Below are 8618 nucleotides of genomic sequence, written 5' to 3'. Positions count from 1 at the left end.
GCCCGCGGCGTCCTGCGCGCGCCCGCCGCCGGCGGCGACGCGCTCCTGGTCGCGTTCACGCAGGCGTTCCAGTTCGCCTGCCGCGCAGCCGCGGACGCCGCCGAGGCGCTCCCCCGTCAGCGTCCCGGCCGCAACGGCTCCCTGCTGAGTAACCGCGAGCTCGAAGTCCTGTGGGCGATGTGCGAGGGCCTGACGAACGCCGAGATCGGCCACCGCCTGCACGTCTCGGAGGACACCGTCAAGACCCACGCCAAGCGCATGTACAACAAGCTCGGCGCCCGCGACCGCGCCCAGGCGGTCGCCCGGGCCTTCCGGTCGGGCCTGGTCGCATGAGCGGGAAGGCGATCCGTTGGCGGTTGACTACGGAACGTCCCTGCTGGGATACTCGGCAGCCCCGGTCCTCCGGCTGAAACGAGGCGATGCCGATGACGCTCACTGAGGAACACCGCGAGGAGTGGTTCCAGATCCTCGGCGACTACCCCGACGACGAGAAGCCGGACCCGGAAAGCCGCCTCGCGGTGGAGACCTCCTGCTCGGGGTTCCTGGGCAACATGTGGACCCGCGCCACCATGCCCGAGGTCCAGGGGGTGTCGCTCCCGGAGCTGGAGATGGTCTTCATCCAGTTCTACCTGAGCCGCCCCGAGCCGTTCTCGGCCGCGATGCTCGCGGCCATGACCGAGCTGGCCGACGCCCCCGGGGGGCGCCGGGCCGCCGCGAAAGCCCTTGAGCGCCTAGGGAGGCTCGGGGTCCCGCCGCCGTCCTGGCACGGCGAGGAGATGAAGCCGGGGGAGTGCTGGAAGGCCGGCGACGTGTACGGCGACCAGCTGACGTTCTTCTGCTCCTTCCACGCCCCCAGCGGCGACCAGGCCCTGTCCTACACCGTCGACTACTCCGAGTACCACTTCGACATGGTCGTCGACTGCGACGCCACGGGCGACCTCGACCGGCTGCTGGAGCTCCACCGGGTCCGCAACGCCAAGAACCTCGACCGGCTCTTCACGCCCGTGGAGGCCGACCCGGCCGAGGTGTACGCGGGCACGCGGCGGTCGCTGGAGGACTGGGACATCTTCTGCGTCGAGGGGGACGCGCGGCGGCTCGCGCCGCGGTTCCTCATGCTCCGCGAGCTGTGGCGGGCCCGGCTGCGCCGCTTCCCGCAGATCGGGCCCGCGGAGGTCCGCCAGCCCAGCGACGACGAGCTGTCGCTGTTCGCGTCCGGGTTCCTCAACCACATGATGGGCCGGTTCCTGTTGGAGGCCAGGCATTTCGAGGCGATCCGGGAGCTGTGCTGGTTCCACGGCATCAACGGCCCCAAGGTGAGTCCGACGCGGGCGTACGTGTTCCTGGAGCGCTGGCTCCCCGCCAAGTACGAACCGGACGACCCGGTGGTCGACGCCGTGCGGGACCTGTTCATCCCGTTCCTGCGCTGGACGGCCTCGGCCACGGACCTCGACCCGGTCGCGTGGCCGTACCTGAAGTTCAAGGCCGAGCGGTGGCTCAAGGAGTTCCCGTCCTGGAAGGCGAAGGACCCCGACTGCGCGCGCTTCCCGCGCCCGCGTTCGCTCTGAAAACGAAGGGGCGGGCCGCTACTGCGGCCCGCCTCCGGGTGTGTTTCCTTGGTTTCGCTTGCGGCGCTTAGCGCTTGTTGAACTTCTTCTTCGAGACGAGGTAGCCGACCAGGGCCAGGCCCAGGGACCAGGCGACGGTGAGCGCGAGGTCCTTGCCGTCGACCGGGTTGTCGAACAGGAGGGCCCGGACCACCTCGATGAACGGGGTGAAGGGCTGGTAGTCGGCGAAGTACTGGATCGCGGTGGGCATGGACTCGGTGGGGACGAAGGCCGAGCCGAGGAACGGCAGCAGCATGAGGATCATCGGGGTGTTCGAGGCCTCTTCGACGGACTTGGCGCTCATGCCCAGGCCCACGGTGAGCCAGGTGAGGCCGAAGGAGATCAGGGCCAGGACCCCGACGAGTCCGAGCCAGCCGAGCGCGTCGGTCTCGGGCCGGAAGCCGATGGCGACGGCCACGGCGAGGAGGACGGCGACGCACAGGAACGACTGGATCATCGAGGCGATGACGTGTCCGGTGAGGACGGAGACCCGGGCGATCGACATGGTGCGGAACCGGTCGACGATGCCTTCGGTCATGTCCATGGCGACGCTGATCGCGGTGCCCTGGACGGCGGCGACGATCGCCATGAGCATCATGCCGGGCGTCAGGTAGGTCAGGTACGCCTCGCGTCCGCCGGTCGGGCCGCCGAGGCCGTTGCCGATGGTGCCGCCGAAGACGTAGACGAACAGGAGGAGGAAGACCACCGGCATGCCGACGAGCATGACCGTCAGGGACGGGTAGCGCTGCATGTGCTTGAGCTGGCGGCGGAGCATGGTGGAGGTGTCGGACAGGGAGTGGGCGAGGGTGCTCATCGAGCTTCTCCTTCTAAGAAAGTCGTTGTCGGGGTGAAAGGTCAGGCGTCGGTCTTGGCCTGGCCGGTGAGGGACAGGAAGACGTCGTCGAGGTCGGGGGTGTGGACGGTGAACTCCTCCACGTCGATCCCCTCGCGGTCGAGGGTGTCGAGGATCTTGCGCAGGGAGTCGACCGAGGCGTCGGACGGGACCTGCACGGTGAGCTGCTCGGCGTCGGACGAACTGGCGCCCAGGACCTGCGCGGTGCGCTCGACCTGGTCGGCGCGGCGCAGCCGCAGTCCGACGTGGCCGCCGGGGATGAGGCGCTTGAGCTGCTCGGGCGTGCCTTCGGCGACGATCTTGCCGCCGTCGAGGACGGCGATCTTGTCGGCGAGCTCGTCGGCCTCCTCCAGGTACTGGGTGGTGAGGAAGATCGTGGTGCCGGCCTTGACGAGGTCGCGGATGATCGCCCACATGGTGCGGCGGCTGCGCGGGTCCAGGCCGGTGGTGGGCTCGTCGAGGAAGATGATCTTCGGGTCGCCCATGAGGCACATCGCGATGTCGAGGCGGCGCTTCATGCCGCCGGAGTACGTGGCCGGCGGGCGCTTGGCGGCGTCCACGAGGTCGAAGCGCTCCAGCAGGTCCTCGGTGCGGCGGCGGATCTCCTGCTTGGGCAGGTGGTTCAGGCGCCCCATGAGGTGGAGGTTCTCGCGGCCGGTGAGCAGGCCGTCGACGGCCGCGAACTGGCCGGTGACGCCGATGGACTTGCGGACCGCGTCGGCCTCGCGGCCGACGCTGCGGCCGCCGACGATCCCCTCGCCGCCGGAGGCGGGGATGAGGGTCGACAGGATGTTCACGGTGGTGGTCTTGCCGGCGCCGTTGGGGCCGAGCAGGGAGAAGATCGTGCCTTCGGGGACCTCGATGTCGATGCCCTTGAGGACGTGGTTCTCGCCGTAGGACTTGGTGAGGTTCCGGGCCTCGATGGCCAGCGGCTTGACGGTCATGATTCCTTCTTTCGGGGGTCTTCGCGGGTTTCCGGTTCCGGTGCGGTTCCCCGCTCCGGGCATGTGAGTACTGTGGCCGCGGCCGCTGACACGGTGCTGACACCGTCCTGACGTCCCCCGTCGGGTCGTGTCAGGCCGCGCGGCGGCGGGTAGAGGACGAGGAGCATTCCGAGGTCGAGCACGGGTCCGATCCGCAATCTCATGTCTAAAGTGGACTTTCAGAGGGCAGGGCTCCGCCCCGGCCGGCATGAGTGCGGATGCGGCCCTCGCGGACCTTGGAGCCTTGCGGTGCTTAGATGTCGAGGTCCTGCACGGGCGGCGCTTCGGCGGTGGCGGCCACCATCTCGTAGAGCGCCTCGGGGATCTTCGACTTCAGTTCTTCGAGGGTGTCGACGACTTCGAGCGTCGAGTCGCCGGTGTTCGAGGCCCAGATCTGCTCGCCCAGGCCGAGGAGCTTCTTCAAGCCGGTCTCGCTGGTGTTGTTGACGTAGTCGGGCGACTTCTCGACGTGCACGACGAACTTGCCCGACCGCGCCCGGTAGACGCGGTAGATCTCGGCCTTCTTGTCGTTCGACCAGACCCACTCGCCGAGCTTGACGCCGGTGAAGCGCTGCCGCTGGCGGTTGCGGCCGGTGCCCGGGCCGACGTGGACGGTGATCTCCTTGAAGCCCTCCAGGCGGCCCTCCTCGGCGTCGACGTAGCGCCGCAGCGCCATCGAGATGGCCTTGGAGAGGTTGCCTCCGGCGAGCTCCTGCGCCCGGTTGTAGATCGGCAGGTCGCTGTCGGAGACGTAGATCGTCTTGTTGGGCATAGCGGCATCTTAACCTCCTTCCAGGGGGCGTCCTCGGTATACGTATAGACTATACGTATACGTAGAACGGTGCAAGCCCGGGGCCGGAATTTTCTCCGGACACGACGGAGGGGCGGCCCCGCGACACTCGCGGAACCGCCCCTCCGGACGTCTTGACCTGCGTTTACACGCCCTTCTGGGCCGCCAGCTGCGTCAGCTGCGCCTTGACGGTCTCCACCGCGTCGGTCGTCGCCGTGGGCACCGAGAAGCGGACCGTCGAGTTCAGGTCCGGGGCCAGCAGCTCGGCCGAGTTGTCGGCCGCGAACACCACGTCGGTGTTCGCCTCGCCGACCACGAACACGACCTCCAGCTCGCGGATGCGCTCGTGGAACTCGCCCTCGGTCGCCCAGAACTCGACCTCCTGGTAGAACGGCACGGTCGACCCCTGGATCGTGCCCAGCTCCAGGTCCGTCTCCTGGAACGCGAAGCCCAGGGACTCCAGCGCCTCCCACACCGCCTTGTGCACCGGCAGCGCCTCCACCGTCAGCCAGTCCAGGTCGCCCTTGTCCAGGGCCTGGTCCAGGTTCAGGTGCGTCGAGACGCCGAGCTTCATGCCGCCGACGAGCGGGCGCACCTCGACGTTGTTGAACGGGGTCTCCCAGGGCACCTGGACCTCGAACGGGATCGGGTGGGCCGTGCCCTTGACGAGGTCGAACTTGCCCGAGACCTCCGCCTTGAAGTAGTCGTGGACCGCGCCGGCCGCGTCCTCGCCCTTGCTGTCGTCCTCGACCAGGGCGGTGAACTCGATCTCGACGCTCTCGACCGAGGCGTCCACTTCGGCGCCGGAGATCCGCACCTCGCCCTTGAGGGTCCCGCCGGGGACGACGTGCTTCTCGTGCAGGAGCGTGTCGACTTGGATGCCACTACCGAGAATGGCTTTGAGCTTGCTGAAGACCATTGGGGCGGTTCCTTTCGGAGGATCGCGGGAACGTCGCGGGGGAACACGGACAGGGGGCAACCGCATCGTATCCCGGAAGCGCAGGCCACGGAGTGACAGGCACAGGTGGCGGCCAGGCCGTCACCCGAACCACTTGCGCCGCAAAAGGAACTATTCGCCCCCGCGATTCTGGACGACCGGGATCGCCGGATCCCCGGGCGACAGTTTCAGGCCCTCCCAAGGGATCGAGATGAGCCGCTGGCGCAGCAGCTCCCGCGACTGCTCCAACGTCGGCTGCGCGACGAGGTCGCCGCCGCGGAACAGCGGCGCCTGGAGCACCTTGTCCCCGGGCTGCGGTTCCGGAACCCCCTGCGACACAACGACCTCCTCGACCGCCGTGCCCGTGGGCTTGTGCCGGCGCACCGCGATCTTGCGGCCCCCGTTGGTGCCCTTGTGCTCCGATCGCTTCGCGACCGCCCGGCCCTCCACTTCGACGAGCTTGTAGACCAGCTGCGCCGTCGGCGCGCCCGACCCGACCACGACCGCCGTGCCCGCCCCGTAGATGTCCACCGGCGCCGCCGCCAGCGCCGCGATCGAGTACTCGTCCAGGTCGCCCGACACCACGATCTTCGTGTCCTTCGCGCCCAGCTCGTCGAGCAGTTCCCTTGCGCTCGTCGCCATCACGTCCAGGTCCCCGGAGTCGATGCGGATCGCCCGCAGCCGCGGCCCCGCCACCTCGACCGCGTTGCGGATGCCCTGCGTGATGTCGTACGTGTCCACCAGCAAAGTCGTGTCGGTGCCGAACGCGTCGATCTGCGCCTGGAACGCCGCGACCTCCGAGACGTGCAGCAGCGTGAACGCGTGCGCGCTCGTCCCCGAGGTCGGCACCCCGTACCGGCGCCCCGCCTCCAGGTTCGACGTCGCCGCGAACCCCGCCAGGTACGCCGCCCGCGAGGCCGCGATCGCCGCCGCCTCGTGCGTGCGCCGCGACCCCATCTCCAGGATCGGGCGCCCGCGCGCGGCGGTCACCATGCGCGCCGCGGCGCTCGCGATCGCGCTGTCGTGGTTGAGGATCGACAGCGTCAGCGTCTCCAGCAGCACGCACTCGGCGAACGTCCCGGTCACCGTGACGATCGGCGACCCCGGGAAGTACAGCTCGCCCTCGGGGTACACGTCGATGTCGCCCTTGAACCGGTAGTCCGCGAGCCACTCGGCCGTCGACTGCTTCACAACCCCTCTGGACGTCAGGTCCTCCAGGTCGTCGTCCTCGAAGCGGAAGCGCTCGATCGCCTCGGAGAGGCGGCCGATCCCGGCGACGACGCCGTAGCGGCGGCCGGTGGGCAGACGGCGCCCGAACACCTCGAACACGCACGGCAGCTCCGCGGTGCCGTCCCTCAGGGCGGCCTCCAGCATCGTGTACTCGTAGTGGTCGGTGTACAGGGGCGTGCGCGGGAGCGTGACGGACATAGGGGTGAGCGTAATGCACCCCGGCAGGGCGCGGGCCCCGTGCGCGAGCGCCGCTCGCACACCCCTCCTTATTCCCTCCCGTCGCAGGTCGCGAGGTTCGTCTCACGCTCTGAACGAGGGCTGGAGAGGCGGTGCCGCCGCGTGTACGCTTGCTGACGTGTTGCGGATCGCGCATGAGCTGGTCGAAGCGATGGTCGCGCACGCCCGCGCGGACCATCCCGACGAGGCGTGCGGCCTCATCGCCGGCCCCGAGGGCACGGGAGCGCCTCAAAGGCACGTCCCGATGACGAACGCTGCCCGCTCCACCACCTTCTACGAGTTCGACGCGGAGGAGTGGAAGCGCGAGTACGACCGCATGTGGGACAACGACGAGGAAGTCGTCGTGGCCTACCACTCGCACACCCACACCGAGGCGTACCCGTCGCGCTCCGACGCGGGCATCGCCTCCGAGCTGGGACTCCCCGGCGCCCACTACGTGCTCGTGACGACGAAGGACCCCGAGACCGCCGAGGTCCGGTCCTTCCGCATCGCCGACGGCGTCATCACCGAGGAGCCCATCGAGGTCACCGGCGCGCCCGAAGCGGTCCAGAGCTACAAGTTCGCGCACACCCCCGACTCCACGGTCTACGACTGTCACTGAGCTCCCGCCCCCGCGGCGGCACGGTCCAAGCAGTCGTTCGGCTGCGCGCCAGACACACAGAGCGGCCCCGCGCCCGCTCGAACAGCAAAGGAAACCCGCATGTCCATCGAAGTCCGCATCCCCACCATCCTGCGCCAGCACACCAAGGGCCAGAAGCTCGTCACCGGCGAGGGCGAGACGCTCGCCGAGCTCTTCGACCACCTCGACGCCGCCAACACCGGCCTCAAGGCCCGCGTGGTGACCGAGGAGGGGGCCCTGCACCGCTTCGTGAACGTCTACATCAACGACGAGGACGTCCGCTTCATCGGCGGCCTCGAAGCCAAGCTGTCCGACGGCGACTCCGTGACCATCCTGCCCGCCGTCGCGGGCGGTATGTAGATACGGAGAGGTTGCCGTGGCACGCTTCGACGACATCACATCGACCGTGGGCGACACGCCGCTGGTCGGACTGCCGCGGCTCTCGCCCTCGCCCGAGGTGCGGCTGTGGGCCAAGCTGGAGGGCGCGAACCCGACCGGCTCGGTCAAGGACCGCGTCGCCGCCAAGATGATCGCGGCCGCGGAGGCCGACGGCCTCCTCCACCCGGGCGCGACCATCCTGGAGCCGACCTCCGGCAACACCGGGATCGCGGTGGCGATGATCGCCCGCCGCAAGGGCTACAAACTCGTCGCGGTCATGCCCGAGAACACGTCCGTGGAGCGGCGCCAGCTGCTCTCGGCCTTCGGCGCCGAGATCGTGTTCTCCCCGGCCGCCGGCGGCTCCAACGCCGCGGTCGCCAAGGCCCGCGCGATGGCCGCCGAGCGCCCCGACTGGGTCATGCTCAACCAGTACGCGAACCCGGCCAACGCCGCCGCCCACTACGAGGGCACCGGCCCCGAGATCCTGCGCGACCTGCCCGAGCTCACGCACTTCGTCGCCGGCCTCGGCACGACCGCGACGCTGATGGGGGTCGGGCGCTACCTGCGCGAGCACGCCCCGGGCGTCCAGATCGTCGCCGCCGAGCCGCGCTACGGCGAGCTCGTCTACGGGCTGCGGAACCTCGACGAAGGGTTCGTGCCCGAGCTGTACGACGAGAAGGTCCTCGACCGGCGGCTCTCGGTCGGGACGGAGGACGCGCTGCGCCGCACCCGCGAGGTGCTGTCGGAGGAGGGCCTGTTCGTGGGCCTGTCGACCGGCGCGGTCCTGCACGCGGGCCTCGCGCTGGCGAAGGAGGCCGCGAAGGCCGGGCGCACTGCGGACATCGCGCTGCTGGTCGCCGACGGCGGCTGGAAGTACCTGTCGACCGGGGCCTACTCGGATGTGCTGGACGACGCGGTGGACGCGCTGGACGGCCAGGTCTGGGCTTAGGGGACAACGAGATTCAGGGCCGGGCCCGCGCTTCGCGC

10 protein-coding genes are annotated in these 8618 nt (G+C 69.5%); 5 read left to right on the top strand and 5 right to left on the bottom strand.

What is annotated here, in order from left to right; genetic code table 11:
• Both DI269_RS14955 and DI269_RS14950 read left to right on the top strand, forming a co-directional pair.
• Positions 1 to 333: response regulator transcription factor (locus DI269_RS14955; RefSeq protein ID WP_198667450.1), on the top strand; the 333-nt coding region annotated here is incomplete at its 5' end.
• Positions 334 to 425: 92 nt separating this feature from the next.
• Positions 426 to 1565 (top strand): hypothetical protein, encoded by a 1140-nt coding sequence (locus DI269_RS14950; RefSeq protein ID WP_112137171.1) that lies wholly within the window; start codon positions 426 to 428, stop codon positions 1563 to 1565.
• Between the two features lie 67 nt (positions 1566 to 1632).
• On the opposite strand, the gene DI269_RS14945 is transcribed toward DI269_RS14950, so the two are convergent.
• The 5 genes from DI269_RS14945 to DI269_RS14925 all read right to left on the bottom strand — a co-directional run bounded on the left by DI269_RS14945 (position 1633) and on the right by DI269_RS14925 (position 6595).
• Entirely contained in the window at positions 1633 to 2418 is a 786-nt protein-coding gene (locus DI269_RS14945; protein WP_112137169.1) for an ABC transporter permease, read from the bottom strand.
• Between the two features lie 41 nt (positions 2419 to 2459).
• Positions 2460 to 3401: an ATP-binding cassette domain-containing protein gene (locus tag DI269_RS14940; protein ID WP_112137167.1), complete on the bottom strand. Its 942-nt coding sequence runs from the start codon at positions 3399 to 3401 to the stop codon at positions 2460 to 2462.
• Between the two features lie 292 nt (positions 3402 to 3693).
• Positions 3694 to 4212, bottom strand: a complete 519-nt coding sequence (locus DI269_RS14935) for an EXLDI protein (RefSeq protein ID WP_112137165.1) — start codon at positions 4210 to 4212, stop codon at positions 3694 to 3696.
• Positions 4213 to 4375: 163 nt separating this feature from the next.
• On the bottom strand, positions 4376 to 5149 hold the full coding sequence (locus DI269_RS14930; protein WP_157975004.1) for a sporulation protein: 774 nt from the start codon (positions 5147 to 5149) through the stop codon (positions 4376 to 4378).
• Positions 5150 to 5299: 150 nt separating this feature from the next.
• Positions 5300 to 6595 carry a nicotinate phosphoribosyltransferase gene (locus DI269_RS14925; protein ID WP_112137161.1) on the bottom strand — a complete coding sequence of 432 codons (1296 nt, stop codon included), beginning with the start codon at positions 6593 to 6595 and terminating at the stop codon, positions 5300 to 5302.
• A 157-nt stretch (positions 6596 to 6752) separates the two neighbouring features.
• Here DI269_RS14925 and DI269_RS28285 point away from each other — a divergent pair, with 157 nt between their 5' ends.
• The 3 genes from DI269_RS28285 to DI269_RS14910 all read left to right on the top strand — a co-directional run bounded on the left by DI269_RS28285 (position 6753) and on the right by DI269_RS14910 (position 8580).
• Positions 6753 to 7235 (top strand): M67 family metallopeptidase, encoded by a 483-nt coding sequence (locus DI269_RS28285; RefSeq protein WP_269814166.1) that lies wholly within the window; start codon positions 6753 to 6755, stop codon positions 7233 to 7235.
• 99 nt (positions 7236 to 7334) lie between these two features.
• The gene (locus DI269_RS14915) at positions 7335 to 7613 is read left to right on the top strand and encodes a MoaD/ThiS family protein (protein ID WP_112137159.1); all 279 of its coding nucleotides are present in this window, start codon (positions 7335 to 7337) and stop codon (positions 7611 to 7613) included.
• A 16-nt stretch (positions 7614 to 7629) separates the two neighbouring features.
• Positions 7630 to 8580 carry a cysteine synthase gene (locus DI269_RS14910; RefSeq protein WP_112137157.1) on the top strand — a complete coding sequence of 317 codons (951 nt, stop codon included), beginning with the start codon at positions 7630 to 7632 and terminating at the stop codon, positions 8578 to 8580.
• Positions 8581 to 8618: the final 38 nt, after the last annotated feature.

The organism is Glycomyces dulcitolivorans (genome assembly GCF_003265355.1).
In the GTDB taxonomy this organism is placed as follows: Bacteria; Actinomycetota; Actinomycetes; order Mycobacteriales; family Micromonosporaceae; genus Glycomyces; species Glycomyces dulcitolivorans.
This window is presented reverse-complemented; position numbering and strand designations above follow the sequence as displayed.